Annotated in this window: 22 protein-coding genes; 14 read left to right on the plus strand and 8 right to left on the minus strand. The window is 67.5% G+C overall.

Annotated elements, in window-relative coordinates; translation table 11 throughout:
* The first annotated feature begins 131 nt into the window (after positions 1 to 131).
* The 10 genes from BM113_RS02475 (at position 132) to BM113_RS02520 (ending at position 10532) form a co-directional block, all read left to right on the plus strand.
* Positions 132 to 575 (plus strand): SPW repeat domain-containing protein, encoded by a 444-nt coding sequence (locus BM113_RS02475; protein ID WP_089785028.1) that lies wholly within the window; start codon positions 132 to 134, stop codon positions 573 to 575.
* A gap of 74 nt (positions 576 to 649) precedes the next feature.
* On the plus strand, positions 650 to 1564 hold the full coding sequence (locus BM113_RS02480; protein WP_089785030.1) for a PhzF family phenazine biosynthesis protein: 915 nt from the start codon (positions 650 to 652) through the stop codon (positions 1562 to 1564).
* 224 nt (positions 1565 to 1788) lie between these two features.
* The gene (locus BM113_RS02485; protein WP_006672078.1) at positions 1789 to 1983 is read left to right on the plus strand and encodes a cold-shock protein; all 195 of its coding nucleotides are present in this window, start codon (positions 1789 to 1791) and stop codon (positions 1981 to 1983) included.
* 234 nt (positions 1984 to 2217) lie between these two features.
* Positions 2218 to 4569 (plus strand): phosphoenolpyruvate synthase, encoded by a 2352-nt coding sequence (ppsA, locus tag BM113_RS02490; protein WP_089785032.1) that lies wholly within the window; start codon positions 2218 to 2220, stop codon positions 4567 to 4569.
* A 144-nt stretch (positions 4570 to 4713) separates the two neighbouring features.
* On the plus strand, positions 4714 to 5865 hold the full coding sequence (gene mfnA, locus BM113_RS02495) for a tyrosine decarboxylase MfnA (RefSeq protein ID WP_089785034.1): 1152 nt from the start codon (positions 4714 to 4716) through the stop codon (positions 5863 to 5865).
* Positions 5866 to 5978: 113 nt separating this feature from the next.
* Positions 5979 to 6194, plus strand: a complete 216-nt coding sequence (locus BM113_RS02500) for a YgaP family membrane protein (RefSeq protein ID WP_007143762.1) — start codon at positions 5979 to 5981, stop codon at positions 6192 to 6194.
* A 100-nt stretch (positions 6195 to 6294) separates the two neighbouring features.
* Positions 6295 to 6615: a hypothetical protein gene (locus tag BM113_RS02505; protein WP_089785036.1), complete on the plus strand. Its 321-nt coding sequence runs from the start codon at positions 6295 to 6297 to the stop codon at positions 6613 to 6615.
* A gap of 269 nt (positions 6616 to 6884) precedes the next feature.
* Positions 6885 to 8999 carry a methionine--tRNA ligase gene (gene metG / locus BM113_RS02510; RefSeq protein ID WP_089785038.1) on the plus strand — a complete coding sequence of 705 codons (2115 nt, stop codon included), beginning with the start codon at positions 6885 to 6887 and terminating at the stop codon, positions 8997 to 8999.
* A 282-nt stretch (positions 9000 to 9281) separates the two neighbouring features.
* Positions 9282 to 9752 (plus strand): Lrp/AsnC family transcriptional regulator, encoded by a 471-nt coding sequence (locus BM113_RS02515; RefSeq protein WP_089785041.1) that lies wholly within the window; start codon positions 9282 to 9284, stop codon positions 9750 to 9752.
* A gap of 399 nt (positions 9753 to 10151) precedes the next feature.
* Complete coding sequence (locus BM113_RS02520; protein ID WP_245757959.1) at positions 10152 to 10532, plus strand: DUF7344 domain-containing protein; 381 nt, start codon at positions 10152 to 10154, stop codon at positions 10530 to 10532.
* A gap of 166 nt (positions 10533 to 10698) precedes the next feature.
* Here BM113_RS02520 and BM113_RS02525 read toward each other — a convergent pair whose 3' ends face one another.
* Positions 10699 to 12414, minus strand: coding sequence for a formate--tetrahydrofolate ligase (locus BM113_RS02525; protein WP_089785044.1), 1716 nt, complete (start codon positions 12412 to 12414; stop codon positions 10699 to 10701).
* A 228-nt stretch (positions 12415 to 12642) separates the two neighbouring features.
* On the opposite strand from BM113_RS02525, the gene fdhF reads away from it, so the two are divergent.
* Positions 12643 to 14733 (plus strand): formate dehydrogenase subunit alpha, encoded by a 2091-nt coding sequence (gene fdhF, locus BM113_RS02530; protein ID WP_089785046.1) that lies wholly within the window; start codon positions 12643 to 12645, stop codon positions 14731 to 14733.
* An 83-nt stretch (positions 14734 to 14816) separates the two neighbouring features.
* Here fdhF and BM113_RS02535 read toward each other — a convergent pair whose 3' ends face one another.
* Entirely contained in the window at positions 14817 to 15104 is a 288-nt protein-coding gene (locus BM113_RS02535) for a GYD domain-containing protein (protein WP_089785048.1), read from the minus strand.
* Between the two features lie 117 nt (positions 15105 to 15221).
* On the opposite strand from BM113_RS02535, the gene pyk reads away from it, so the two are divergent.
* The 3 genes from pyk to BM113_RS02550 all read left to right on the plus strand — a co-directional run bounded on the left by pyk (position 15222) and on the right by BM113_RS02550 (position 18390).
* The gene (gene pyk / locus BM113_RS02540) at positions 15222 to 17039 is read left to right on the plus strand and encodes a pyruvate kinase (RefSeq protein WP_089785050.1); all 1818 of its coding nucleotides are present in this window, start codon (positions 15222 to 15224) and stop codon (positions 17037 to 17039) included.
* Between the two features lie 58 nt (positions 17040 to 17097).
* Positions 17098 to 17571, plus strand: coding sequence for a DUF7312 domain-containing protein (locus BM113_RS02545; RefSeq protein ID WP_089785052.1), 474 nt, complete (start codon positions 17098 to 17100; stop codon positions 17569 to 17571).
* Positions 17572 to 17679: 108 nt separating this feature from the next.
* On the plus strand, positions 17680 to 18390 hold the full coding sequence (locus BM113_RS02550; protein ID WP_089785560.1) for a hypothetical protein: 711 nt from the start codon (positions 17680 to 17682) through the stop codon (positions 18388 to 18390).
* 34 nt (positions 18391 to 18424) lie between these two features.
* On the opposite strand, the gene BM113_RS02555 is transcribed toward BM113_RS02550, so the two are convergent.
* The 6 genes from BM113_RS02555 to BM113_RS02580 form a co-directional block, all read right to left on the minus strand.
* A complete protein-coding gene (locus tag BM113_RS02555; protein ID WP_089785054.1) occupies positions 18425 to 18895 on the minus strand; it encodes a YciE/YciF ferroxidase family protein in 471 nt (156 codons plus the stop codon).
* A gap of 80 nt (positions 18896 to 18975) precedes the next feature.
* Positions 18976 to 19704, minus strand: a complete 729-nt coding sequence (locus BM113_RS02560; protein ID WP_089785056.1) for a diphthine--ammonia ligase — start codon at positions 19702 to 19704, stop codon at positions 18976 to 18978.
* 45 nt (positions 19705 to 19749) lie between these two features.
* On the minus strand, positions 19750 to 21210 hold the full coding sequence (locus BM113_RS02565; protein ID WP_089785058.1) for a DUF373 family protein: 1461 nt from the start codon (positions 21208 to 21210) through the stop codon (positions 19750 to 19752).
* Between the two features lie 227 nt (positions 21211 to 21437).
* Complete coding sequence (gene sppA, locus BM113_RS02570) at positions 21438 to 22433, minus strand: signal peptide peptidase SppA (protein WP_089785060.1); 996 nt, start codon at positions 22431 to 22433, stop codon at positions 21438 to 21440.
* 389 nt (positions 22434 to 22822) lie between these two features.
* Entirely contained in the window at positions 22823 to 23704 is an 882-nt protein-coding gene (locus BM113_RS02575) for a coiled-coil protein (protein WP_089785062.1), read from the minus strand.
* Between the two features lie 345 nt (positions 23705 to 24049).
* On the minus strand, positions 24050 to 26011 hold the full coding sequence (locus tag BM113_RS02580) for a glycoside hydrolase family 2 protein (RefSeq protein ID WP_089785063.1): 1962 nt from the start codon (positions 26009 to 26011) through the stop codon (positions 24050 to 24052).
* Positions 26012 to 26032 lie beyond the last annotated feature (21 nt).

Genomic DNA, 26032 nt, shown 5'->3' on the forward strand with positions numbered 1-26032 from the left:
CGAGTGGAGCCGTACCGGGTCCGGACCGACAGTTCCGCCACGTGGCCGGCGAGCGGACCGCGCCGCACCCTCTCGACAACTGCAGGCATCGTCGTTTTCCCCGCGCCAGGGCGACGGTAACGTGAGTTCTCATGAGCGATACACCGACCGACACCGACGCCGGAACGACCCGTGGTACCGAAACCGGACACGACACGCTCAACACGGACGTGATGCAGTGGGTGAGCGCCATCGTCGCCCTGGCGGGGCTGGGACTCGTGGCCTACCCGTTCATGTTCGAGGCCACGGAGGCGGCGATCTGGAACGACACCCTCGTGGGAACGGCGATCTTCCTGCTCGGCGGGTACAACTTCTACCGGTTGAGCAGGGACCGGCTGGCCAGCGTCGGGGTCGCCTCGCTGGCCGCCATCCTCGGGCTGTGGGCGCTTGCCTCCCCGGCAGTCATCGAAATGGGGAGCAGCGAACTCGCGACGGCCACCGCCGCCGGCGGCCTGCTCGCGGCTGCCCTCTCGGCGTACAGCGCCTACGCGAACAGCAAGGCCGACGTCCCGGAGCACGCTCGCGCTCGAGTCTAAACCGTCCGGGTCTCGAGGCCGACGACGGCTCTCGTGCCCGAGGATTCATACGCCGGTCGCCCGATCCACGTCGTATGGAGACGACTCGGATCGTCCAGGTCGACGCGTTCACCGACGAACCGCTCGCCGGCAACCCCGCCGGCGTCGTCCCGGACGCGGACGACCTCTCGACGGAGCAGATGCAAGCGATCGCCGACGAGATGGCCGTCAGCGAGACCGCGTTCCTGCGCTCGAGCGCGGCGGCCGACCGCCGGATTCGCTATTTCACCCCGACCCAGGAGGTCGACCTCTGTGGCCACGCGACGATCGGCTCGTTCGCCTACCTCTACGAGCGTGACGATCTCGACCCCGGGACGACGACCCTCGAGACGAACGTCGGCGTCCTCGAGATCGAGGTCGCCGAGGACGGGACGGTCTGGATGACCCAGGACGCCCCGCGGATTCGCGAGGTCGACGTCGGCTACGACCGCGTCGCCGACGCCCTCGGCGTCGACCGGGCCGCACTCGAGGGGGCCAGCGACGACATTCCGCTGGCGGTCTCCTCCACGGGGCTTCCCTTCCTGATCGTCCCGATCACGTACCTCTCGGATCTGGGAAGCGCCGACCCCGACATGAACGCGGTCGAGGACCTCGCGGACGCGGTCGACGCGGCCGGCGTCTACCTCTTCACCTTCGACGCGCTCGAGCGGGAGTCGACGCTGCACGGGCGGATGTTCGCGCCGGGCGCGGGCGTGCCCGAGGACCCAGTCACCGGGACCGCGAGCGGGGCCGTCGGCGCGTACCTCGATCGCTTCGGCGCGTTCGACGACGACTTTCCCGAGGAACTCCGCCTCGAGCAGGGTCACTACGTCGACCGGCCGGGGATCGTCCGGGTTCGGGTTCGGGTCGGCGACGGGGACGGCGTCCGGGTCGGCGGCCGCGGCGTCGTCGCCCTCGAGGGGTCACTGGTCGTCCCGGACGACGAGGAAGACGAGATCCTCGAGGCCTGAGCCCGGACGGAGTCGGCGATCGGGCCGTTCCCGGGGGTAGAAATTGGGACTCGGCGGTCTCCTCGCCGGAACCCGACGGATCGGACAGGATTTCCCGAATCGCCGACCGATGGTTGACGAATATTCACTCGAACCGAATAAGAAAAACATTCGTAGCTCGGTTTCGAGAAATAGGAAACGAATGCGGAACACTTAACCGTGTATCGGGGTTTTGGATAGTTGCAATGGCAAACGGTACGGTTGACTTCTTCAACGACACTGGCGGTTACGGTTTCATCGAGACTGAGGACTCCGACGACGACGTGTTCTTCCACATGGAGGACGTTGGCGGCGAGGATCTGACCGAAGGAACCGAGATCGAATTCGACATCGAACAGGCCCCCAAGGGCCCCCGCGCGACGAACGTCGTTCGGCAGTAATCAGGCTCACCGCTGTCGCCGCCAGGCGATACTGTGTGCTTCGATTTTTCGCGACGCATACCGATCCAGAGTTCCGACGCCGTCGATTCAGTAGTGGCGTCGATCACCCGTGCAGTACTGGTCCCGAGCGGCGAATATCGCCGGACCGCAGAGATACTCATTCGAAGCCGAGTTTCGAATCATGGCGACCGTTCGCAACCTTCTTTATTCGGTCTGCTGACCACCCAAATAGCAATGGCTGTACTCTGGCTGGACGAGATCAGCGCCGGCGACCTCGAGAAGGTCGGCGGCAAAGGTGCCTCCCTCGGGGAGCTTACCGGTGCGGGACTGCCCGTTCCGCCCGGATTCGTGGTCACGGCCGGGACCTACCGATCGTTCATCGAGGAAGCGGGAATCGACGAGGAGCTGTTCGAAGCGGTCGACGTCGACGTCGACGACTCGAGCGCCCTCGCCGACGCCGCCGACCGCGCGCAGGAACTGATCCTCGAGACGCCGTTCCCGGACGAGCTCCGGGAGGAGATCCTCGAGTCCTACTACCAGGTGGGTGACGGGGAGGCGTTCGTCGCGGTCCGCTCGTCCGCGACCGCGGAGGACCTGCCTGATGCCTCCTTCGCCGGGCAGCAGGAGACGTTCCTCAACGTCACCGAAGAGGCCCTGCTCGATCGCGTCCGGGAGTGCTGGGCCTCGCTCTTTACACAGCGAGCGATCTACTACCGCCAGGAGCAGGGGTTCGACCACTCCGCGGTGAACATCGCCGTCGTCGTCCAGCAGATGGTCGACGCGGACAAATCCGGCGTGATGTTCACCAGCCACCCCTCGACCGGCGATCCGACGATGATCATCGAGGCCGCCTGGGGGCTGGGCGAAGCCGTCGTCTCCGGGGCCGTCTCGCCGGACAACTACGTCGTTCCACGCGACGACGGCGACCTCGAGGTGACCGTCGCCGAGAAGAAGGTGATGCACGTCAAAGACGAGGAGACCGGCGAGACCGTCGAGCGCGAGGTGCCCGAGGACAAGCGCGAGCAACGGGTCATCGACGACGACGAGATCGACGCGCTCGTCGAACTCGGCGAGCGCGTCGAGGACCACTACGACAACCCACAGGACGTCGAGTGGGCGATCGCGGACGGCGAGGTCTACATGCTGCAGTCGCGCCCGATCACGACGATCAGCGAGGGCGAGAGCGGGGCCGGTGACGTCGCGGACCCGACCGAGGCGGGCATCGACCCGACGAAGGGCGTCACCGACGGCAGCGGCGCGAAAGCCGCCCAGAGCCGGGCCGACTCCGGAACCGCGAGCGCCGACGAGGCCGGTGACGTCATCGTCGACGGCCTGGGCTCGAGTCCCGGCACCGTCAGCGGGGCCGCCCGGATCGTCAAAAAACTGGACGATCTCGACAAGGTCGGCGAGGGCGACGTCATCGTCACCGAGATGACGATGCCCGACATGGTGCCGGCGATGAAACGCGCCTCGGGGATCGTCACCGACGAGGGCGGCATGACCAGCCACGCAGCGATCGTCTCCCGCGAACTCGGTGTCCCCGCGATCGTCGGCACGACGAACGCCACGACCGTCCTCGAGGACGGCCAGGTCGTCACGCTCGATGGCGACAAGGGCCAGGTTCTCGAGGGCGAGGCCGTCGAACCCGAAGAGGAGACCGAACCCGTCGAGGAGGTCCGTCCACAGTCGCCGGTCAAGCCGATGACCGCGACGGAGGTCAAGGTCAACGTCTCCATTCCCGAAGCCGCGGAACGCGCCGCCGCGACGGGAGCGGACGGCGTCGGCCTGCTCCGGATGGAGCACATGATTCTCTCGCTGAACCGCACGCCCGCGAAATTCATCGAGGAGGAAGGCGAGGACGCCTACATCACGCAACTCGTCGAAGGGATCCGGGGCGTCGCCGACGAGTTCTATCCGCGGCCAGTCCGTACGCGCACCCTCGATGCGCCGACCGACGAGTTCCGCCAGCTCGAGGGCGGGGAGGACGAACCCGACGAGCACAACCCGATGCTCGGCTATCGGGGCATCCGCCGCTCGCTCGACCGGCCGGACGTCTTCGCCCACGAACTCGAGGCGTTCCGCCGGCTCTACGAGATGGGCTACGACAACGTCGAGATCATGTTCCCGCTGGTCAACGACGCGGAGGACGTCTACCGCGCGAAGTCGCTGATGCGCGAGGCGGGTATCGACCCCGAGAAGCGCAAGTGGGGCGTGATGATCGAGACGCCGGCCTCGGCGCTGGCCGTCGAGGAGATGGCCGACGCGGGCATCGACTTCGCTTCCTTCGGGACGAACGACCTCACGCAGTACACCCTGGCGGTCGACCGCAACAACGAGAACGTCGCCGACCGGTTCGACGAGTTACACCCCTCCGTGCTGCGGCTGATCGGTGACGTCATCGAGACCTGCCGCGAGCACGGCGTCGATACGAGCATCTGCGGCCAGGCCGGCTCCAAGCCGGAGATGGTCCAGTTCCTCGTCAACGAGGGGATCAGCTCGATTTCGGCGAACATCGACGCGGTCCGGGACGTCCAGCACGAGGTCAAGCGCGTCGAGCAGAAACTGCTGCTCGATTCGGTTCGCTGAAATCTCGAGCGGGGGGGCCGAACCCGACCTCGACCCCGACCGCATTCCGCTCCCACGGACTGGGACCACTCCCTCCCCGTTTCCGGACGTTTCGTGGGGTCTCGAAACGCAACGAATATCCGACCGATTCCCGTCTACGATAATATGCGCGCCGAGCCACAGTCGTTCGACCGGGTGCTCTCCTCGATGTGTACCGAACCGCACCCGGCAGCCCGCGAGGCCGCAGAACGGTTCCTCGCGACCAATCCCGGCGACCCCGGCACGTATCAAAGCGCCGCCGCCCTCGAGGACCGGGCCGTCGCCATGCTCGGAGAGATCGTCGGCCTCGAGATCGATACGGCCGACGCCATCGGAACCGGCGACGACGCCCGGGCCCGGGGCGGCGAGCCCACCGGCTACGTCACCAGCGGCGGGACCGAGGCGAACGTTCAGGCCGTGCGAATCGCCCGCGAACGCGCCGCGTCCGCGACCGGCCGCCCGTCCGTCGTCGTCCCCGAATCGGCGCACTTCAGCTTCCGGAAGGCCGCGGACCTCCTGCAGGTCGACCTCGAGGTCGTTCCCACGACCGCGGACCACCGGGTGGACCTCGAGGCCGTCCGCGCCGCTGTCGACGAGGATACCGCGGCCGTCGTCGGCGTCGCAGGGTCGACCGAGTACGGCCGGGTCGACCCGATCCCGGAACTCGGCGAGATCGCCGCGTCGGTCGACGCCCTGTTGCACGTCGACGCCGCCTGGGGCGGATTCGCCCTGCCCTTTACCGACCGCGAGTGGCACTTCGGACACGCCGCGGTCGACACGATGGCGATCGACCCGCACAAGATGGGCCAGGCCGCCGTCCCCGCCGGCGGATTGCTCGTACGGTCGACCGACCTGCTCGACGAACTGGCCGTCGACACGCCCTACCTCGAGTCGACCTCACAGGCGACGCTCACCGGAACGAGATCGGGTGCGGGCGTCGCCAGCGCCGTCGCGGCGATGGAGGAACTGTGGCCCGACGGCTACCGCGACCAGTACGTCCGGTCACAGCACAACGCCGAGTGGCTCGCCGACCAACTCGAGGTCCGGGGCTACGAGGTCGTCGAGCCCGTTCTGCCGCTGGTCGCGGCGTCGATCCCCACGCCGCTGTTCGAGTCGCTGCGCGCGGAGGGGTGGCGACTCTCCCGGACGGGCGACGACCGGCGGGTGCGGTTCGTCTGTATGCCCCACGTCACCCGCGAGATGCTCGAGTCGTTCCTCGCGGACCTGGATCGACTCGAGTCCCGGGCCGCGCGGGCGGTTCCGAGTCCCGGTGAGTGACGGGTCGGATCGGTTCGACTCGAATGAGCGAGTAGGGACCGGTCGGCGCTCGACGTACAGTATTCGACGATCGTACCACATCCATTATCGACCGTCGCGTCGAACCGTGCGGTATGGAAACGAACGTCTGTTCGATCGATCGGACCGTTCGACTCTCGCTGGGGGCCGTCCTCGCGGCCGTCGGAATCGCCGCTCTCGGCGGTGTTCTGGCGACCGCGCCCGTCGTCGGCGCCGTCGCGCTCGTCGTCGGCGTCGTGTTGCTGGGGACGGGGGCGACGCAGCTCTGTCCGGTGTACCGACTACTGGGAATCAATACCTGCGGCGACTGATCCCGTCGGCGTTCGAACTCTCGAGTCCGCTCGAGTCGCGGCCGGGGAGCGACGGTCGGAACCGATACACGTTTTGTCGCTGCGCCGGGAGTAGCGCCCGATGGATCGACTGGACGGCGTCGCCGTCGCCGGCTCGCTCGTGCTCGCTGCCGCCGCGACGGCGCTCTCGCTCGAACCCGTCCTGGTCGCGGCCGCGTTCGGCGGCTTCCTGCTGTCGCTGTCGCTGTGGCGGCTGTACGGCGGCCGCCCCTGGGAGGCGCTGGGCTGGTTCGTCTGGGTCTGGACCGCCGCGGTCGTCGTCCTCGAGTTGCCGACGGCGACGTTCGCGGTGGCGTTCGTCGGCACGGGCGTCCTCGGCGCGATGTTGTTGCTCGGCGGCCGGTACGACGTGCTGGCGGACGTCTGGACGACGGACCGCTGAGTTGCCGTCGCATGGCAACCGTTATACACGTTCGGCCGTAACCTGGACTCGAGAATGACGGATCATCCGGCCGTCGACTCGTTCTACTCGATGCCGATGTAGCCGTCGCTGTCCTCGGGGGGAGCGTCGCCATGGATCGATACCGGGCCCGATCATACGGGTGCGGGCGACGCGAAACCCGACGCGTGCGGTCCGACCGATAGCGGCATCGCTTGCGAAATCGACCGAAAACCGGCGGGTTTTACGCCCGCCACCGAGAGACTACGTACATGAGCACCGGAACCGACGAGTTTCCGACGGACCGTCCCGCGGTGGTGACCTGCGGCCTCCCGTACGCGAACGGGGACCTGCACATCGGCCACCTCCGGGGGTACATCGGCGCAGACGCTTACAACCGCGCGCTGGGGACCCTGGGCCAGCAATCCATCTACGTTTGCGGCTCGGACATGCACGGCACGCCCGTCGCCGTCAACGCCGAACAGCAGGGCGTCGACCCCGAAGACTTCGCGCTGGAATGGCACGAACAGTACGAGGAGACGTTCCCGAAGTTCAACGTCGAGTTCGACAACTACGGACACACCCACGACGAGACCAACACCGAACTCACCCAGGACATCGTCCGTACCCTCGACGAACAGGGCTACGTCTACGAGAAGGAGATCCAGGTTGCCTACGACCCCGACGCCGACCAGTACCTCCCCGACCGCTACGTCGAGGGGACCTGTCCCTACTGCGGCGCGAAGGCCCGCGGCGACGAGTGCGACGAGGGCTGTCAGCGCCACCTGGAGCCCGGTGAGGTCGAAGACCCGAAGAGTACCATCACCGGCAACCCTGCGGAGTACCGCGAACGGACCCACAAGTTCTTCGAGGTCTCCGAGTTCGCGGAGTTCCTGACGGACTTCCTCGACGACCTCGAGGGCACCTCGAACGCGCGCAACCAGCCGCGACAGTGGATCGAGGACGGGCTGCAGGACTGGTGTATTACCCGCGACATGGACTGGGGGATCGACTACCCCGGCGACGAGGGCGAGGACCTCGTCCTCTACGTCTGGGTCGACGCCCCGATCGAGTACATCTCCTCGACCAAGCAGTACTCCGAGCGGGTGGGCAGCGACGAGTACGACTGGGAGCAGGTCTGGCGGGAGGAAGGCGACATCGTCCACTTCATCGGCCGCGACATCATCCAGCACCACACGATCTTCTGGCCCGCGATGCTCGAGGGCGCCGGCTACAACAAGCCCCGCGGCGTCGCCGCGACCGGCTTCATCACCATCAACGGCAAGGGGCTCTCGACCAGCCGGAATCGTGCGGTCTGGGCCAAAGAGTACCTCGAGGAAGGGTTCCACCCCGACCTGCTGCGGTACTACCTCACGACGACCGGCGGCCTCCAGCAGGACGTCGACTTCTCCTGGGACGCCTTCCAGGAGAAGGTCAACGGCGAGCTCGTGGGGACCGTCGGCAACTTCTGGTACCGCTCGCTGCTCTTTGCCTACCGCAACTACGAGGGGACGCCCAAAGCGGACGTCTCCGAGGACGTCGAGAACCGGATCAACGGCGCGATCGAGGACGTCCGCGAGGCGGTCAACGACTACTCGCTGCGCGGCGTCGGCGCGGCGGCCACGGAACTGGCCCAGTTCGGCAACGAGTACATCCAGCGCAACGAGCCCTGGAAGCTCACCGACGACGACCCCGAGCAGGCCGCACAGGTCATCCGCGACTGCGTCCAGATCGCCAAGGCCGTCGCCGTCCTCCTCGAGCCCATCGCCCCCGACAAGGCCCAGGGGCTGTGGGAGCAACTGGGCGAGGAGGGCGAGATCGCCGACGCCCACCTCGAGCACGCCCTCGAGGCTCCGCCGCGGACCTTCGAGGAACCCGGCGAACTCTTCGAGAAGATCGAGGACGACCGGGTCGCGGAACTCAACGAGAAACTCGAGGAGCGGGTGGCTGCCGCGGCGGACGACGAGGAAGAGGAAGACGACGGCGACGAGGAAACCGAAAACGACGACACCGACGGGGACGAAGCCGACGACATGGCAGACGTAGACGACCTCGAGCCGCTGGCCGAGGATCGTATCGGCTTCGAGGAGTTCCAGGACGTCGACATGCGCGTCGGCCGCATCGAGACCGCCGAGGGGATCGAGGGCGCGGACGACCTCGCGCGCCTCGAGGTCGACATCGGCTTCGAGACCCGCCAGGTCGTCGCGGGCATCAAGCAACTGCACGACCTCGAGGAACTCCCCGGCGAGAAGTGCATCCTGCTTGCCAACATGGAGCCCGCCGAACTGTTCGGCGTCGAGTCCAACGGGATGATCCTCGCCGCGGGCGACGAGGCGGACCTGTTGACGACCCACGGGGACGCCGAGGTCGGCGAGAAGGTGCAGTAACGGGTAACGGATAGCAGGTAGCGGTTAGCGGGTAGCGGTAACACGATTTTTCGTTCGGACCGTGGCGTGAAACCCGCCGCCGGTACAGGCGGAAGCGTTGCCAGCGGAACCGTCGATCCGTGGACTGGTTGTCGGGAGTTGCGTATCAAATGCGGAGGGTGAGTGCAGCCAGCGCCCCCACGGTCGTCGTGCCGTCCCGGTCTGATCACCCGTTCGCCGGAGGTGCCCACCGTACAGGAGGGCTAGAAAAACTCTTTCGAGCGGGAGTCCGTTTTCGTATCCATGGTTCACAATCTCGACGACGTCGACCGGGGCATCCTCCACCTTCTCCAGGAGAACGCGCGAGGGGCTACGGCCGCAGATATGGCCGAGATGGTCGGCACCTCGGCTAGCACAGTGCGAAACCGGATCGAGTACCTCGAGGAGGGCGTGATTCGCGGCTACCACCCCGAGATCGACTACGAGAGGGCGGGGTTCGACCTCCATCTGTTCGTCGTCTGTCGAGCGCCGGTCGCAAAACGGACCGAGTTGGCCCGGAAGGCCTTGGATCTCCCCGGCGTGATCAACGTTCGTGAGCTGACGACTGGCACCCACAATGTCCACGTCGAGTCGGTGGCCGTCGATTCCGAGACGGCAGACGAGACGCTCACGGGAATCGAGGACCTCGGCCTCGAAATCGTCTCCAGTCAAGTCATCAAAGAGTACCACGTTCAACCGTTCAATCACTTCGGAAAGGATCTATTCGAGGACTGATCCCCCGGCGCGTATCTCTCCCGTCCCCTTCTGGCCGCATATGCTCTCCGAGTGTCTGCCGGAGCGCCACGGGTGTGTCTCGTCGAACGGCCCGGAGCCATCCGTACGACCAGCTCCCCCGTGCGACACGGGGAGGGCTGATACTGCCGGACAACACAGTGCCCACAGCGATCGCACTCGAGACGCGATCGGGTGTGTACTGACATTTGGCCAGTAGTGGGGGAGTCGATGGGGTCGGGGATCGTGATTACCTGCAGGCTGTTCTTTCCCGTAGCTCTCGGCTGTATTCTGTTTAATCCGAAGTGCATGTAACTGTGGATGTAACAGGAACTCTTCCATGTGTGGCACGTACTATCATGTATGATTGCGCATTCCCCAGATCAGTATCTTCAGGGCGAGGTGGCCGAAGCCGATGACATATTCGATGCGTTGGCGGACGGACAGCGGCGTCGACTGCTCCTCGACCTGCTCGACTGCGATCTGCAACGGGTAGCGGATCTCTCCGGCACGTCCCGGGAACTGACAAACGCCCACGACGCACTCCTCGAGCAGGTTTTCTCTGGGCAGTTAGAGATAGCCGGAGTGGACGTAGAACTCATCCAGAAACACCACGTCCACCTCCCCAAACTGGCGGAGTATGGATTCATCGAGTGGAATCCGGAGAACGGTCTCGTGACGAGGGGGCCCCGGTTCGACGAAATAAAACCGGTTCTCGAACGGATGGAGAACCAGCGAACGGACCGCTCCGTCACCGGCCCGTTCACCGCCTTCCGCGAGTAGGAATCCGTCGGCGCGACGGCGTGTCCGGTCCGGTGTCCGTATCGACCGCCCTCCGGAGCGGTACCCTCCTTTGATACTGTTCGCAGTAATCGACGAGCAACCCTGGCGACCCCGGTTTCAGTTCGATCACGAAACCGGATAAAATCGGGCTACCGACTACAGGTACCTAGAACAGCCCCGTCACCGTCCCGTCCGCTTCGAGGTCCATCTCGAGCGCGGCCGGTTCGGACGGCAGTCCCGGCATCGTGAGCACGTCGCCGGTGAGCGCGACGACGAAGCCCGCGCCCGCCGACGGACGGAGTTCGCGCACCGTCAGCTCCCAGCCCTCCGGCGCGCCGTTTTTCGACGGGTCGTCGCTGAAGGAGTAGGGCGTCTTCGAGAGACAGACCGGCGCCCGCTCGAGGTCGACCCGCTCGAGACGCTCGAGGTCGTCGCGGGCGTCGGAGGTGATGGTGACGCCGTCGGCGCCGTACACCTCGGTCGCGACGGTTCGGATCTTCTCCTCGACTGGGGCGTCCCGGTCGTACAGCGGCGCGAACTCGCCGTCGTGGTCCGCGACGGCGGCGTCGACGGCCTTCGCGAGGCCGATCCCTCCTTCGCCGCCGTCCCGGTAGACGGTCGATTCGGCCGCCCGGACGCCGAGGTCCTCCCGGCAGTGCTCGAGGATCGCGTCGACCTCCTCGTCGGTATCGCCGGGGAACCGGTTGACCGCGACGACGACGGGGACGCCGTACTTCCGCAGGACGGAGACGTGCCGGTCGAGGTTCTCGAAGCCGGCGCGGACCGCGTCGACGTCTTGCCCCTCGAGGTCGTCGAACTCGACCGGCCACATGTCCTTCCCGTGGTACTTCAGGGCGCGAACGGAGACGACGAGCGTCGCGGCCGCGGGTTCGATGTCGGCGGCGGGCGCGACGATGTCGAAGAACTTCTCGGCGCCGAGGTCGGCGCCGAAGCCGGCCTCGGTCACCACGTAGTCGGCCAGCGCGCCGCCGACCGCGTCGGCGACGATCGAGTTCGTCCCGTGGGCGATGTTCGCGAACGGGCCGCCGTGGACGAACGCCGGGGTACCCTCGATCGTCCCGACGACGTTGGGCTGGAACGCGTCCTTGAGCAGGACGGCGACCGCGCCGGTGACGCCGAGGTCGTCGACCGTCACGGGCTCGTCGTCGGCGTCGTAGGCGACGACGATGCGGCCGATCCGCTCTTTGAGGTCGGCGACGCCGTCCGCGAGACAGAGGACGGCCATCAGTTCCGAGGCCGCGGTCAGGACGAACCCGTCCTCGCGGGGCGGGCCGTTCGTCGAGCCGCCGAGGCCGACGACGGTCTCGCGCAGCGCCCGGTCGTTGGCGTCGATCGCGCGCGGCCAGACGACCTCGGTGACGTCGATCCCCGCGTCGTTGCCCTGGTGGACGTGGTTGTCAAGCGTCGCCGAGATGAGGTTGTGCGCCGACGTGATCGCGTGCAGATCGCCCGTGAAGTGGAGGTTGATGTCCTCCATCGGGAGCACCTGTGAGTAGCCGCCGCCCGCCGCGCCGCCCTTGATACCGAAGACGGGGCCCAGCGACGGCTCCCGGACCGCCGCGACGGCCGTCTTCCCGAGGCGATCGAACGCCTGGGCGAGCCCGACGTTCGTCACCGTCTTCCCCTCGCCGCGGGGCGTCGGCGTCATTCCGGTGACGAGTACGTACCGCGCGTCGCGCTCCCGGTCCGTGAGTCTGGCCGTCGTCTCCGGGGAGAGTTTGGCGACGTGGTCGCCGTACGTCTCGAGGTCCGCGGGCTCGAGGCCGAGCGGTGCGACGACCTCCTCGATCGGTCGGTTCGTCGCGTTTCGGGCGATCTCCGCGTCTGATGGGATCGTCTGCTCCGGCGGTGGCGTTGACATACGGGTAGCTTCGCCGTGTCCGGGGTCAAATCCACTACCTGATTACCACGGCATGGGAACACGTGTGTCGTCTTGCGGGCCGTTCAGCGAACGTGTACATCGCTGAACGGTCCTGGTCGTTCCTCGTGGGTCGGTCCCGCCGGTCCCACCGACCCCGCCCTTGCCCGCGTTGTCGCCCGCTCGGAATCGGAGGTACACTTAACCGCGATTCCGCCCGAACGACCGCGTATGGGAACCGCCGACGATCCGCCGAGTCCGTTCCTGGGGTCGGACCCGGAACCCCCGGAGTTCGAGTCACGCAAGAGCGTCTGCCCGTTTTGCGGGGTCGGCTGCGGGATCGAACACGCGAACGGCGACACGGCGACCGGCTGGGAGGGATCGGTCAACCAGCGCGGCGAGGTCTGTCCGAAAGGCGTCGCCGCCTTCGAACCCGTCCGCCACGAGAAGCGCCTCGTCCGGCCGCTCGTCCGCGAGTCCGGCACCCACGTCGTCGCGCCGTGGGAGGAAGCCCTCGAGCGGATCGAAACCGGCGTCCGCGAGGTCGTCGACGAACACGGTCCGGAGTCGGTCGCCTTCTTCGCGTCCTCGAGTTGCACGAACGAGGAGAACTACCTGGTCCAGAAGATCGCTCGCGCGCTCGGCACGAACAACGTCGACAACTGCGCGCGGCTCTGTCACTCCTCGACGGTCGCGGCGATGGTCGAGCGGTTCGGGGCCGGCGCGATGACCAACACGCTCGAGGACGTCGGCGAGGCCGACGCTTTCCTCGTCTGTGGCGCGAACCCGGCCGAACAGCACCCGATCGCGTTCCAGTCGTACCTCTCCCCGGCGGTCGACGACGACACGACGCTGATTCACGTAGATCCCCGCGAGAACCCGACGACCGCGGAGGCCGACGTCCACCTGCCGGTCACGCCCGGCTACGACATCCCGCTGTTGAACGCGATGGCGAAGGTCATCGTCGAGGAGGGACTGGTCGACGAGGCGTTCCTTGCCGAGCGCGCCGAGGGCCGCGAGGCGTTCGAGGCCCACCTCGAGGACGTCGACGTCGAGGCGAACGCACGGGAGGCGGGCGTCGATCCGGACGACCTGCGGGCGGCGGCGCGAGCCTACGGCGAGGCCGACCGCGCGGCCGCGTTCACGGGGATGGGGATGAGCCAGCACCACTGCGGGACGGACAACGTCCACGCGCTGATCAACCTCGCGGTCCTCACCGGCAACGTCGGGAAGCCCGGCACCGGGATCAACCCGCTGCGGGGCCAGAACAACGTCCAGGGGGCCAACGACGTCGGCGCACGGCCCGGCGACCTCCCCGGGTACGATCCCGTCACCGACGCCGACGCCCGCGAGCGGTGTGCCGAGGTCTGGGGGTTCGAACCCCCCGCCGAGCCCGGCCGCACGCAGGTCGAGTGGGCCCGTTCGGTCGGCGACGACGACGGAATTCGCGCGGCGGTCGTCTTCGGCGAGAACCCCGTCGTCACCGAACCGAACGCGAACGAGGTCGCCGACGCGCTCGCGGACCTCGAGTTCCTGGCGGTCATCGACCTCTTCGAGACCGAGACGGCCGAACTCGCGGACGTCGTGCTCCCCGGTAGCTCCTGGGCCGAGAAGGCGGGCACGGTCACGAACACCGACCGCCGGGTCCAGCGGATGCGCCCGGCCGCCGACCCGCCGGGCGAGGCATGTCGCGACCTCGAGATCCTCCGGCGCGTGGGCCGTCGGCTCACCGATCACGACCTCGCGTTCGACTACGACGGTCCCGCGGACGTCTTCGCGGAACTGACCGAGGTGACGCCGATCTACGGCGGCATGTCCTACGCGGAGATCGGCGAGGGCTACCAGCGATGGCCGTTCCCGCCCGGAGCCGATTCGGGGACGGACGTACTCCACGGGGACGCGTTCGCGAGCGGCGACCGGCGGACGGAACTGGCCCCCGTCGACCACGTCCCGCCCGCCGACGACCTCGCGGACGACCAGTTGGTGCTCACGACGGGCCGGGTCCTCCAGCATTTCAACAGCGGCGCGCTCACCCGCCGCTCGGGGACCCTGATGCGACTGCGCGGCGAGGACGTCGTCCAGCTCCACCCCGAGGACGCCGAAGCCCGGGGGATCGAGGACGGTGACGAGGTACGCCTCTCGAACGAGCGCGGGGGCGTGACGGTCACGGCGGAGGTGACCCCGGCGATCACGCGGGGAACGGTCTTCACCACGTTCCACTACGCGGAGCCGTTGATCAACGTCCTCACCGGCGACGCGCTCGACCCGGTGGCGAAGATTCCGGAGTACAAACACAGCGCGGTGACGGTCGAGCGGGTCTGAGTTCGTCGTCGCCCGCGCTCGAGTTCGAGGCGGACACCCGCTCACCCTCGAGCCGCCGTCGGTTCCGGCTCCGGTCGCGAGCGCTAGATCTCGTCGACCAGGTGCGCGAAGTCGTCCGTGTCGACGATCTCCATCGTCTCGCCGGCGAGCCCGTGCCGGCGAAGCGTCAGCGCCGACTTGAACGCCGACTCGTGGTCGTCCGCGTCGAAGATCACCAGGAAGTCGTGTTGCCCGAGAATGGCGTAGGAGTCCACGAGTTCGGCCTCGTGTTGCTCGAACTCCGTCCGGATCTCGCCCCAGATCGAGGCGAGTTCCTGCGTGTTCTGGACCTCGCGATCGGTGACGTCGATGAGGGACACGTACGTGGGCACGTTCGTTCGCAACACCGGTCGACGGAAAACGGTTCACGTGGCACAGGACGGCAGAAATCCAAACTCGGGACCGAGTAAAGAAGAGGCTTTTTGGGGGTGCTCGCGCTATTTCAGCCCATGAGAAACGCGAAGATCGTCTGTACCCTGGGGCCGTCCTCGAGCGACCAGCGCACGATCCGGGACCTCGCCGAAGCCGGCATGTCGGTCGCCCGGCTGAACGCGAGCCACGGCAGCCGCGAGGATCGGGCCGACCTCATCGACCGCGTCCGCAGCGTCGACGAGGAGCGCGACGAACCGGTCGCCGTCATGCTCGACATGCAAGGTCCCGAGATCCGCACCGCACCCCTCCCGGAGGGCGAGACCGTCACCCTCGAGACCGGCTCCGAGATCCGCTTCGTCGAGGGCGACGAGGTGGCTCCGGACACGGTCGGGCTCTCGCTTCCGATCGACGCCGTCGAGCCCGGGGACCGCATCCTGCTCGACGACGGGCTGATCGAGACGACCGTCGTCGACACCGACCTGGACCACGAGGAGCGACGCTCCTCGAATTCCTCGAGCGAAGGGGAGTCGCGAGAGCGCGAGGACGCCGTCCTCGCCCGCGTCGACACCGGCGGCGAACTGGGCGGCCGGAAGGGGGTCAACGTCCCCGGCGTCGACCTCGACCTCGACATCGTCACCGAGAGCGACCGGAAGGACCTCGAACTCGCCGCGGAGAAGGAGGTCGACTTCGTGGCCGCGAGCTTCGTCCGGGACGCCGAGGACGTCTACGCGGTCAACGAGGTCCTCGAGGAGCTCGACGCCGACATCCCGATCGTCGCCAAGATCGAGCGGGCGGGCGCGGTCGAGAACCTGGACGAGATCATCGAGGCCGCCTACGGCGTGATGGTCGCCCGCGGCGACCTGGGCGTCGAGTGTCCGATGGAGGACGTCCCCATGATCCAGAAGCGGATCATCCGCAAGTGTCGGGAGGCCGGATCGCCGGTCATCACCGCCACCGAGATGCTCGACTCGATGGTCACCGCCCGCCGCCCGACGCGGGCCGAGGCGTCGGACGTGGCGAATGCCGTCCTCGACGGCACCGACGCCGTGATGCTCTCGGGCGAGACCGCGATCGGCGACCACCCCGTCGCCGTCGTCGATGCGATGGACAGCATCGTCCGCCAGGTCGAGAACTCCGAGGAGTACGAGGAACTGCTCGAGCAGCGCGTCCCGACCGCGGGGGAGGCCCGGACCGACGCGCTCGCACGCTCGGCCCGCTTTCTCGCCCGCGACGTCGGTGCGGAGGCCGTCGTCGCGGCCACCGAGTCCGGCTACACGGCCCTGAAGACGGCCAAGTACCGGCCCGGCGTCCCCGTCGTCGCCTCCACGCAGAGCCACGAGGTGCGCCGTCGGCTCGCGCTCTCGTGGGGCGTCACCCCGCTGTACGCCCGCGTCTCCGACCAGGGGGCCGACGCCGTCGTCGAGAAGGCCGTCCAGGCAGCCCTGGATGCCGGGGTCGCCCAGAGCGGCGACACCGTCGTCGTCCTCTGTGGCATGATGACCGACCTCGAGGGTGCGAGCACGACGAACATGATGAAGGTCCACGTCGCCGCGGAGGCGCTGACGACCGGCCGGGTCGTCGTCGACGGTCGGGCGACGGGGCCGATCGCACGCGCCCCGGACGGCGACCTCTCCGAGGTCCCCGAGGGCGCTATCCTCGCACTCCCGGCGGATTTCGACGAGGAGTTCGACGGCGACGTGAGCAAGATCGGCGGTATCCTCAACGCCCAGCGTGGGATGACCGGATACCCGGCGCTGGTCGCTCGCGAGATGGATATCCCGATGATCAGCGACGCGGCGGTCTCCGAGACGGACGTCGGGACGACGGTGACGCTCGACGCCGAGCGCGGGGTCGTCTATCGCGGCGAGATCGGCGACCGGACCGAGCGCGCCTGAGACGGAGGACCGACCCGCGTCCCACGGGTTTTTGACTGCAGGTCTATTACGAACGTGCATGGCAGACGACGGGACCGGAACGGATGGCGGCGGGGGAGACGAGGAGAACGGACCCGACCGACCGCCGTCCGCTTCGTCGGACACGAGTGTGGATCCGAATTCGGGTTCGAACGTGAACGTGAACGGGAACGGGAACGAGAACGAGAACGGGAACGCGAGCACGAATCGGAACTCGGACACGAACGTACCACGCTCGAGCCCCGATGGGATCGACGGCGATCGTGAGCCTGATTCTGATCCCGATCCCGATCGTGAGCACGCCCACGACCGGATCCGCATGGACCTCTCGAGTGACGAGGAATCGGCTCGCGACCCCGCCGAGGACGAACCCGACGACGACCAGTACACGCCCGAACCGGGCTCGACCCCGATCGAGGCCGGCGATCCCGACCTCGAGAACGCGGTGTTCGTCGTCCTCGGTGCCCTCGCGATGATGCTCGTGATCGCCCGGCTGATCGCGTTGCCGCTCTGACTCGTGTCGCTCTGATCCGGTCCGTCCGATTCGTGCCCGACGGCTCGAACAGCTATCGAATCGACACAACAGCTATAGGTACACCGTGTGATGTGTCGAAACGAACCGATGTCCGTCCAGTCGGCCCTCGACCGGTACGCCGCGGACGTTCCCTACGAGACCCTCGCACGGGCGTTTCTCGAGCACGATCGCTGGACCGGCGACGACCCCCGTCTGCTGCTCGCGGAGGCGGCCGCCTCGACGACCGGACAGGGGTTCCGCGCCGGGATCTACCCGACCGTCGAACGGTTCCGCGAGGCGTTCGTCGAAACCGGCCGGGTCGGCTCGTTCGCCGACCTCGCGGCCATCGACCTCGAGAACGAGGACCTCGTGGCGGCGTTCGGCGCACAGCGGAAACGCCGGGTGTTGCTCGAGGCCGCGGCCACACTCGCCGACCGCCCCGAGGACGACGACCTCGCCGGGCTCGAGGGGTGGGCTGCCGAGGCCGACCACTACCGGTACGCCGAGGATCCGATCGGATCGATCTCTGGCGTCGGCCCCGCGACCTTCCAGTACCTCAGACAGCTCGCGGGCGTCGACGCGGTGCGGCCGGACCCGACCGTCGTGGCCTTCCTCGAGGATATCGCCGCCGACCTCGACTCCGCGCCGATCGACACGAGCGAGCCACGCCGGACGATCGCCTCCTGCGAGTGGCTGTCGCTCGTCTCGTCGTACCGACCGATCGACCTCGATCGCATCGCGTGGTGGCGGGAAACCGACCCCGAGGACCGCACGGCGGTCCTCGCGATCCGTCAGCCCGACGACCTCGAGCCGGCGTAGGGCGGTCGCCCACAGGGGACGCCCCTGCCGACCGTCACAGCGTCAGCTGCCGGAGTCGCTCGAGTCCGTCTTCGGCTTCCGCCTTCGTCGTCTCGAGCGGGTCGACGACCTCGCTAGGGAGGTCGGTTCGCTGCGCGAGTGTCAACAGCGTCTCGAGTTTGCTGATCTCGAGGCGTTCGATCGTACGTCCCAGTTCCGCCTCGACGAGGTCGCCTAAGTTGGGGTCTTGCAGGTCGTCGACGAGGTCCTCGCGCTCGCTCCGGAGCCCATCGAGGGATGGACTTTCGACGGGGCCGGGTTCGACCTCACCCTCGATGGCGTCGAATATCGGCTCGAGCCGGCCGATCTGTTCCGTCGTCCGCTCGCCGTGAGCCATGAAGAACTCCTCCAGTTCCTCGTCGGTCGCGGCCTCCGCGAGTTCCGGCTGGAGCTCCTCGAGTTCCCGTTCCAGGTGGTACAGTTCCTCGAGCGTCCGTACGAAGAGGTCGCGTTCGTTGTCGATCATCCGGTGGACGTCTCCACTCGGAAACGCAAAGAGGTTGGCCCGTCGCCTGAAACGCCTCGGGTTCCGCGCGTGGCTGCCGGTCAGCCGTCCTCGAGTCGTGCGTCCGTAATCCGCAGTCGGCCTCGGGTCCCCTCCCACTCCGTTTCGTACTCGAGGTCGATCCGCCGATCCATGTGCGGGGCGTCCACGACCAGCGTCTCGAACTCGCCGCCTTCCCCCAGCACGTGGACGCCGTACTCCTCGTTGAGGCGCTCGAGATCCGCAAGCGCCGCCCGATCGAGGGTGCGGCCGAGCCAGGACTCGTCCAGGCCGTGGGCCGCGACCTGGATGATCTCGATCTCGAAACCGGCGTCCAGCATCGCGTCGGCCAACTCGCGGGGGTCTTCCTGCCACAGCGGAGCGAACAGCTCACAGTCCAGCCGGTCGCACATTCCCTCGATTCGGCTCGTCTGGTACTCGCTCTCGACCGCGCCCGCCGTGACGCCGGCGATGCCCCCCTCGAGTTCGTCGTCGAGGGTCCGAAGCGCCGCCTCGAGTGGTTCGAGTTCGTCGTCGCCCTGCACGCTCGAGTCGGTCGCCGCGTCGGCCTCGAAGTCGTCGGGCTCGACCTCGAGGAGTTCGATGCCGACGCTCTCGGCCGCCAGGGTGGCAAGATCAGTCGCCGGGACGTGGTACATGTAGGAGTCGCCTTCGGGGTGGACGGTGACGAGCCGTCGCACGTCGAGTCCCTCCTCCAGCGCCCGGTACAGCGCCCACGAGGAGTCCTTGCCGCCCGAGAAGAGGCTCACCCACGCGCCGTTGTCGCTCATGCTCGAGGGTTGGGGGCCGAGGGTAAAGGGGTGACGAGTCGTCGATTATCGGGAATCGTCCCCTTCGCTTTCCCTCTCGCCCTCCGGATCGGTCTCGTCGCCCTGCGCGCTCGAGTCAGGTTCGGCGTCGGCGTTGGAGTCGGACCTCGACGGCTCCGTCTCGGTTTCTGTTTCCGGACGGGGGTCGGGGCGTCCGTCGGCTTCCGGCTCAGTCTCGGTGTCGGCACCGGCACCGGAACCGGCACCGGCACCAGAACTGCCTCCACGAACCGTCTCGACCCCTCCGTCGGCGTTCGGACCCGCCGGCTCCGGCCCACCGTCCGTCAGCCCCGACTCCACATCGGCCTCCGCTTCCGCGTTCGACCCGCTCTCCTCGCTCAACTCGAGGTCGTCCGTGCCGCTCAGCGACGAGGCGACTCGGGCCCCGACGAGGCTCACCGCGATCGCAGTCGCGACGTACAGCACCAGCCGTTCCTCCACTGCCAGCGCAAACCCTTCGATGGCCAGCGGGCCGTAGGCGGCCGACGGCACCTCGAGCGATCCGATCACCGCCTGTTGCTCGAGGAAGTACGCCGAGAACCCGCGAAGCACCAGCGCGACCGCAAGCAGGATAAACGGGAGGTTGAGGTAGGACCGCCGGACCGGTTCCTCGCTGATCACCTCGTCCAGCAGGCGGCCGGCGCTGGCCGTGATCCCGGCCATCGCGAGCCACGGCACGCTGTCGAAGAGGAACTGCATCGTCGGGACGAGCACGCTCTGTGGGTCCTCGAGGCTCGAGACCCCGAGCGCGCCGGCGAACAGCCCGACCAGCGTCAGCCCGGCGGCGACGACGTAGGTGACGACCGACACCTGGCCGGAGTACAGCGCCTCCCGGGCCTGGTGGGCGACGCCGGTCACGATCTCGTCGACGTTGAACCCCTTGTACAGCAGGAAAAGGCCGATGACGGTCGTAATCGCGGCCGCGCCCTCGGCCGGACCGACGACGGTCGCGAGCATCGGGAACACGAGCAGGGTCAGCCCGAGCGGGACGAGGATCGTCTGACGTAGCTCCTCGTCGGCGAGAAACTGCTTCAGCAGATAGTAGGTAGACTCGATGTCCCGGGCCTGGCGAACGACGACCCGATCGACGGAGTCGACCTGAACCCGGCTCTCGACGATCGGGACCAGCCGTTCGTCTTCCGCACTGTCGATGACGACCACCGCCGAGTCGGGATCGTGCTCGGCGATGAGTTCGTCGAGTTGGCGAGCGACCGCCCTGTCGGCCGACACCATCGACTCCCGATCCCCCGAGACGACCGCGACGACGGTGTCCTCGTTCTCGTCGCGCAGGTCCTGGGCGACCCGCAGCGTCTCGAGCAGGGAGTTGACTCCCGAATCCTCCGGATCCGCGAGCCCGATATCCGTCACGAGCGCGCGAACTGCCTCCCAGCCGACGATAGGGGACCGGAGCCCGGTCTTGCGGCCCACGTCGTCGGTCCGGTCGAGACAGACGACCAGCGTTGTCACGGTAGTCGTTCCTTGCTGTGTGACGATAAAACCCACTTACTCGTTCGACCCCAGCGCCGTGCGGGACCGAGGCCTGAACCGGGTTCGACCCCCTCGAGACGCCAGAGAAGAAACGGGTACCAGCGGTTCGGCGAACCTCCGTACGTCTCGCAGTCGATGGGATGGGGACGTCCCGAAAACGATGCGATCGGGCCGCCCGCGTCACCGTGGGTTCGGTGACGACCCGGTCACGTTCGCAGTCTGAACTCCCGCTCCGCCGCGATTCCCGCGAGACCGGCACCGAACGCGTAAGCGACCGTCCGGGCACCCGCACCGACGCGTGCCATCAGCGGCCGCTCGGGTTCGAACTCCTCGATCGCCACCTCGTCGGTCTCGAGGCGGTCCGCCAGTTCCTCCTCGATCTCGCGGCGCGTTCCCAGTTCGTCGACCAGACCCAGTTCGTGGGCGGACTCGCCGAGGTAGATCCGCGCTTCCGTGTCCCGGACGAACTCCGCGTCCATGTCCCGGCCCTCGCTGACGCGTTCGACGAACGTGTCGTAGTAGTCGTCGATGAGTCCCTGGAGGTACTCGCGTTCGTCATCCTCGAGGTCCTTCAGCGGCGTGCCGGCGTCTTTGTACTCGCCGGCGGCGAACCGTTCGTAGGAGAGGCCGACCTTGTCGGCGAGTTCGCTCGCGTTCACTCTCGAGCCGATGACGCCGATCGAGCCGACGATCGACCCGTCGCGGGCCCACAGTTCGTCACAGCCGCTTGCGATCCAGTAGCCGCCGCTCGCACAGACGTCGGTCGCGTAGGCGATCGTCGGCCCGTCGAACCGCTCGGCCGCGAGCCGGATGTCGTCGCTGGGGACGACCTCGCCGCCCGGTGTATTCAGTTTCAACAGCAGTGCGTCCACGGCCCCGTCGTCGTCAGCCCGGTCGATCTGTTCGACGATGTCGTCGGCCGGCGTTCCCCGCGGATTCTGCGGGAGCGGACCGCCTCCCCCGTCGCGGGTGATCGGCCCCTCGACGGCTACCTCGGCCACGTCGTAGTCGGGAAACAGCGACGCGGCGACGTTGCCCGCGATCCGGAGCCCGACGAGGGCGACGACGATCGCGAACGCGATCCCGAACAGATCCGACAGCGTCTCGGGGTAGACGACGAACAGGCCGACGCCGGCGGCGGCGAACAGCACCGCCCCCAGCGTGACGACGGCAAGCCGTCCGACGTCTGCCGTACTAACCACGGTAGTCACCTCTGCTCATAGCGTCAGGTCCGTGTGCTGACCTGTTAACCGTTGTCGTCGCGGCTCGTCGTCTCACGAGCATCGGCCGCGTCGCTATCGGACTCTCGGCTCACGTTCTCACGTTCCCCGTCCCCCAAAACGACGGAAATCACGGCCACGAACGGACCCGGGCCACGATCCCCCGCACTCGGGACGGAACGCAGGCTCCAGCGTACGCTGTTGGTCGTCCTGGGTCGGCCGAAAATCGCGCGACCTCTCTCACTATCACTATCACTATCACTACCACTACGACTACGACCGTGGCCGCGACCGCGAACACAAACCCAAATCAGATGCGAACGCCGGACCCGCGATCCGAACGCGGGGACGAATCGAACCTGGGGACGACCTTAGAGCAGCCCCGTCTTCTGGAGCTTCATCAGGTCCTCGGTGTCGAGGGTTTCGCCTTCTTTGAACTTCTGATAGATCTCTTCGGCCTCTTCCTTGGCCTCCTCTTTCTTCTTGTCGCGCTCGGACTTGCGCTCCTCTTCTTCCTGCTTGTCCAGTTCGCGGAGGCGCTTCTGGACGCGGACGAAGTCCTCGTGGTGACGGTCGGCCGCCTCCTGGGCCTCGACGAACTTCTCGTGCATCTCGTCGGCCTCGTCACGGATGTCGTCGGCCTCCCGGTAGGCCTCGATCATCTGGTTGTGATGTTCCTGGGCCTTGTCCGCAAGCTCCGTGACCTTTTGGTGGTGCTGGGAGGCTTCCGATCGGACCTCTTCAGCTTTCTCGACGAGTTCCTCTAAGTCCTCGTTTTGCTCTAGCTTTTCCTTGCGCTCCTCGTACTCCTCGCGCTTGGACTCGATTTTCTCGATGAGTTCCTGCTCTTCCTCGCTGGAGAGGACCTCGGTCTGCTGTTTGAACTCGAGTTCTTCGATCTCTTCCTCGAGTTCCTCGAGGTCTTTCCCCTCGTCGAGTTCCATGTCCGACTTGAGCTCCTCGACCTTGTCGAAGAGTTCGTTGGCCTCCGCGTTGAGCTCGTTGCGCTTTTCCTTGTGCTCTTGGACCTGCTCGTTGAGCTCGTCGCGCTTCTCGCGGTGCTCCTGGGCCTCGTCGACCTTCTCGCGAGTCTTCGCGTTCAGGTCGTCGCGTTTGGAGGCCCGTTCGGAGGCCATCTGGTTGAGCTCGTTTCGCCGGTCTCGGAGCTGTCCGGCCTTCTTGATAAGCTCGCCTTTCGATTTGTTTTCTAGGTCGTCCTCTGTCAGTTCGATGTTTTTCGATTCGTCTACCATAATTATTCAAGCCTCTGTGCCATACCCGCGCCGGGAACGCGGCCGGACGGGAGCGGAGGTCGGCAACCCCGGCGACCGTCGTTCGCCGGAAACCGGCGAGTCGGCGGTGCCGCGATCGCGTTTCTCGTCCCGTTCGGCCGCACGGAGCGTACGCTGACGATCTGCGAAACCTCGGTGAATAAGATTCCCTGTCATCGATCGTCGAGCTATACGCGCCCCGGCGGCGTTCTGGTACCGATAGCTACTGTCGCCTCCAATTTAAAGGTACCGGTCACGAAAGGTGCGAAAACCGTTAGCAGGGGCCGCATAACGCCGGGTCACACCTTGGCACGGAATGCCATGAACCTATAAACTGTAGCGGTTCGTCGCCGATCGACTGCCGGCCTCGACGGCAAGTTCGACTGCGCTGGCGTCGGTCGGAACGGTCAGCGATCCCACGGGGGTCGTCTCGAGCGCGCCGACCGGGACCGTCGTCTCGCCCGTTTCGTCGCCGGCCCGCCAGCCGACCGCCGCCTCGAGCGATCGGTCGGTGTCGTTACAGAGGGTGATGCCGACCGAGTCGCCGGGCGTCGGCGGGTCGTCCAGTACCGCCTGAACGGGCTCGAGGGAGTCCGAAACGGCCTCGTAGGCGGGCTTCGGCTCACCCTCGGCAGTCGTCACACCCATGCCGCCGCCCGCCGCGGCGTCGCGGATCGGCGGCCCGGCGAAGATTCCACACTCCCGGCGGCGAAGCGTCTCGACGAGCGTCTTCAGCGTTCGGGTCTGATACTCCCGGGAAGCCGCCGGTTCCCCGGCCCGGCGGGCATAGGCGTCCGCGTCGAGCCCGGGCACCGACGCCGGATCGACCTCGTCCGCGAGCGTGCCCGCACCGAACCCGCCGACGACCTCGCCGAGCGAGGGATAGGTCTCGAGCAGCCACGACAGATCCGTCGCCTCGAGGTACTGCCATCCCGGAAAGAGGTGGGCCGCGTCGGGGTCGGTGCCGGGCTGGCCGGCGACCGGCAGGACGGGGACGTCCCCGGGGAAGGCCTCGGCGATCGCCTCGGCGGGAGCACGGTCGATCGCGGTCCGCCACGCGCGGTATCGGACCGCGAGTTTCCCGGTGAACCCGCTCCCGACGGGGTCGTCGAAAGGGGTCGCCGGCTCGTCCTGGACTCCGTAGCAGGCGATGGAGGGGTGGTGGCCGTACTCGTCGGCGAGGACGGTCGCCAGGCGACGGCCGCGTTCGATTACGTCGTCGCCCTCGTCGGCGTCCGAAAGCCGCGCGGCGAACTCTGGACCGCTGGCGGGGAGATCCTGCCAGACCAGCAATCCGGCCTCGTCACACGCCTCGTGCAGTGCCTGGGATGGAACGTGTCCACGCGCGCGTACGAGCGTCGCGTTCGCCTCGAGCGCCCGCCGAACGTCGGCCTCGGGGTCGCCGCCCGGCAGCCTGGTGAACCCCCGCGCCCGGACCCGCGTTCCGTTGACGAGAAAGCCGTCGGCGTCGCGTTCGACTCGCCGGAAGCCGACGGTCCGCTCGGCGGCGTCGGCCCCGAGTTTTGCCCGGACGGCGTACCGGTGTTGCGGGCCGTACCCACGGGGCCACCACAGCGAGGGGTCTCGAACCTCGACCGTCCGCGAGACGGTCGTCCGCTCGCCCGCCTCGGCGGTCACCGGAATCCGTTCCATGGTCGCCCCGCCGCCGCGTTCCTCGGGCCGCACGGAGAGGGTAATCGCGTCGTCCACCGCGGTTCCCGCGTCGATTTCGATCTCGACGTCGATCTCCCCCCGCGGGTCGTCGGTTCCCTCGCCGCGCTCGCCGCGCTCGAGGCGCGGGTGGGCTTTCACTCGCCGCAGGAACGTCGCGGGACGGGGCTCGAGGTCGACGTTCCATCGGACGCCGGGCGTCGCGAACGAGGCCGGCACCTCGTCCGTCGCGCGGATACCGGCGAACGCGTCCGGCCGCTCGCAGGCGACGACCAGGTCGTTCGTCGGCTCCGGGTCGACGGTGTATCGTGCGGGAACGAAGTGTGGGTCCGACTCGCCCAGTTTCGTCCCGTTGAACCAGACCGCCATCCGGCCGTAGCCGCCACGGATCTCGAGCAGCGCCCGTTCGTCGGCGCGGTCGCTCGAGCGCGGGTCCGCCAGGGTGGTCCGGTACGCGACGGCCTCGAGGTCGGGTCCCGGCTCCTCGTCCCCATCGCGGCCGAACTCCGGTCGCTGAGCCGGGACCGCGACCGGCCGCCACTCCGCGACGGTCGGCGGCCCCTCGGTGTCTGCCTCCCCCCAGTCGACGATGCGCCCGCCGGTCCACTCGTCGGTCATTACCCTGGCCACGTGGCCAGA

This window comes from Natronobacterium haloterrestre (genome assembly GCF_900112205.1).
GTDB lineage: Archaea > Halobacteriota > Halobacteria > Halobacteriales > Natrialbaceae > Natronobacterium > Natronobacterium haloterrestre.

Coding starts and splice junctions, on each gene's coding strand:
- BM113_RS02555 (WP_089785054.1), bottom strand. CDS start 18,895: ATGATCGACAACGAACGCGACCTCTTCGTACGGACGCTCGAGGAACTG.
- mfnA (WP_089785034.1), top strand. CDS start 4,714: ATGCGCGCCGAGCCACAGTCGTTCGACCGGGTGCTCTCCTCGATGTGT.
- pyk (WP_089785050.1), top strand. CDS start 15,222: ATGAGAAACGCGAAGATCGTCTGTACCCTGGGGCCGTCCTCGAGCGAC.
- BM113_RS02525 (WP_089785044.1), bottom strand. CDS start 12,414: ATGTCAACGCCACCGCCGGAGCAGACGATCCCATCAGACGCGGAGATC.
- metG (WP_089785038.1), top strand. CDS start 6,885: ATGAGCACCGGAACCGACGAGTTTCCGACGGACCGTCCCGCGGTGGTG.
- BM113_RS02560 (WP_089785056.1), bottom strand. CDS start 19,704: ATGAGCGACAACGGCGCGTGGGTGAGCCTCTTCTCGGGCGGCAAGGAC.
- fdhF (WP_089785046.1), top strand. CDS start 12,643: ATGGGAACCGCCGACGATCCGCCGAGTCCGTTCCTGGGGTCGGACCCG.
- BM113_RS02485 (WP_006672078.1), top strand. CDS start 1,789: ATGGCAAACGGTACGGTTGACTTCTTCAACGACACTGGCGGTTACGGT.
- BM113_RS02505 (WP_089785036.1), top strand. CDS start 6,295: ATGGATCGACTGGACGGCGTCGCCGTCGCCGGCTCGCTCGTGCTCGCT.
- BM113_RS02515 (WP_089785041.1), top strand. CDS start 9,282: ATGGTTCACAATCTCGACGACGTCGACCGGGGCATCCTCCACCTTCTC.
- BM113_RS02545 (WP_089785052.1), top strand. CDS start 17,098: ATGGCAGACGACGGGACCGGAACGGATGGCGGCGGGGGAGACGAGGAG.
- BM113_RS02480 (WP_089785030.1), top strand. CDS start 650: ATGGAGACGACTCGGATCGTCCAGGTCGACGCGTTCACCGACGAACCG.
- BM113_RS02550 (WP_089785560.1), top strand. CDS start 17,680: ATGTCCGTCCAGTCGGCCCTCGACCGGTACGCCGCGGACGTTCCCTAC.
- BM113_RS02575 (WP_089785062.1), bottom strand. CDS start 23,704: ATGGTAGACGAATCGAAAAACATCGAACTGACAGAGGACGACCTAGAA.
- BM113_RS02580 (WP_089785063.1), bottom strand. CDS start 26,011: ATGACCGACGAGTGGACCGGCGGGCGCATCGTCGACTGGGGGGAGGCA.
- BM113_RS02500 (WP_007143762.1), top strand. CDS start 5,979: ATGGAAACGAACGTCTGTTCGATCGATCGGACCGTTCGACTCTCGCTG.
- ppsA (WP_089785032.1), top strand. CDS start 2,218: ATGGCTGTACTCTGGCTGGACGAGATCAGCGCCGGCGACCTCGAGAAG.
- BM113_RS02475 (WP_089785028.1), top strand. CDS start 132: ATGAGCGATACACCGACCGACACCGACGCCGGAACGACCCGTGGTACC.